Source organism: Micromonospora sp. NPDC047707 (assembly GCF_040704235.1).
GTDB lineage: Bacteria > Actinomycetota > Actinomycetes > Mycobacteriales > Micromonosporaceae > Micromonospora.
The window spans coordinates 1-1,507 of record NZ_JBEYSU010000146.1 but is presented as its reverse complement, the minus strand read 5'-3'; the positions used below and the strand labels follow the sequence as shown (position 1 = coordinate 1,507).

The 1,507-nt window shown below is 69.8% G+C and carries 1 protein-coding gene; it reads right to left on the bottom strand.

Features of this window, described 5'->3' with window-relative positions; genetic code table 11:
• Nucleotides 1-17: 17 nt before the first annotated feature.
• Nucleotides 18-1,262 carry an IS110 family transposase gene (locus tag AB0873_RS32515; RefSeq protein WP_155329394.1) on the bottom strand — a complete coding sequence of 415 codons (1,245 nt, stop codon included), beginning with the start codon at nucleotides 1,260-1,262 and terminating at the stop codon, nucleotides 18-20.
• Between the last annotated feature and the right edge of the window lie 245 nt (nucleotides 1,263-1,507).

Here is a 1,507-nt window from a genome sequence, read left to right as displayed (position 1 = left end):
GCGTGAGTTGCCCTGTGTCAAGCCATCGCCGGTTGATCTTGGCTGAGCAAGTGTTGGAGGGCTCGGTGCCGGTCGGGGTTGTAGGGGGTGTTGGTGGTCCAGCACTTCCAGATGATGTCGAGCCAGGCGCGGGCGAGGATGCGGACGGCGTGGGGGTGGTCGTGGCCGCGGGCGCGGGCTCGTTGGTAGAGGTTGGCTGCCCAGGGGTTGGCGTGGCGGCTGTCGCCGGCGAAGTCGCAGACGGCGTCGCGGAGTTGTTTGTCCACGGCCCAGCGGAAGGCGACGATGCGGACCTTGCCGGATTCGCGGGTCGACGGGGCGACGCCGGCGAGGCAGGCCAGGGATGCTGGGGTGGGGAATCGGCCGCGGGCGTCGCCGATTTCGGCGAGCAGCCGGGCGGCGCGGACGGTGCCGGAGCGGGGCAGGCTGGTGAAGATGTCCCGGTCGGGGTGCCGGTCGAGGGTGTCGGTGATCTGCTGGTTGAGGGTGTCGATCTGGGCCACGATCGCGGCCAGGGTGGCGAGGTAGGCGCGGGTGATACCGGCCAGGGTCTGTCCGTAGTCGCCGGTGGCGCCGCGAGGCGCGGCGGTGATGCGGGCGTGCAGCACGGCTGGGTCGGTGCGGCCGCTGTAGCTCACGCTCTTGAGCCAGCCGGCCAGGCGTGTGGGCGACAGCCGGTCCAGGGCGTCCTGGGTGGTGAACCGGGTCAGGAACTGCCGGCTGATCGGCGAGTCGATGTCGTTGAACAGCTCGACGGTGCCCGGCAGGGCCGTGGCCAGGTGAGCGCGCAGCTGGTTGGCGACCGCGATGCGGTGGGCGATGAGGTCTTTGCGGGCGCGGCACAGCTTGCGCAGCGCGGTGGTCGGTGGGCTGTCCAGCACGAGCGGGGTCAGCCGTCGCCGGTCGGTGCGTACCGTGTCGGCCAGGACGTAGGCGTCGAACCGGTCGTCCTTGTTCCCGGCCGAGCCGTACCGTCGGCGCAGTGCTTTGACCTGCGAGGGTGGGATCACGTATACGGTCGTGTCGGCGGCCAGCAGCGCATCGACGATCGGGCCGTCCGGGCGTTCGATGCCGACCGCGTCCACCCGATGCCGGTCGAGCAGGTCGATCAGCCGTCTCAGGCCGGTCTTGGTGTATGTCAGCGTCAGCCGCTCCAACGGCTCACCGTCGGCGTCGATGACGCAGACGGCGTAGTCGTCCTTGGCCCAGTCCACCCCGGCCGAGTTCCCTCGCGCCGACGCGGCACTGTCGGTCACACTCATGGTTGCCTCTCCGCTGCGCTACCAGTGGGGAAGCACCTGGCGGTTCCGGGACACCACTGCCGGTCGCTCATTGAGCGGCGCTCGACGGCGCATAGCCCTGTTGCCAGTCGGGGTGTCCCGGGCCGCCGGGCCTCGCAGAACTCACGCTGGACCTCAAAGATCGAGCGAGCTGGGCGATGGCCCGACGGTCACCGGTGCACTCGAACCAACATCAGCTCGAGTGAGACAAGGGTGCACCAATGAGC

Bases quoted from the DNA above. Each gene is read 5' to 3' on its own strand.
- AB0873_RS32515 (WP_155329394.1), bottom strand. From the start codon at position 1,262: ATGAGTGTGACCGACAGTGCCGCGTCGGCGCGAGGGAACTCGGCCGGG.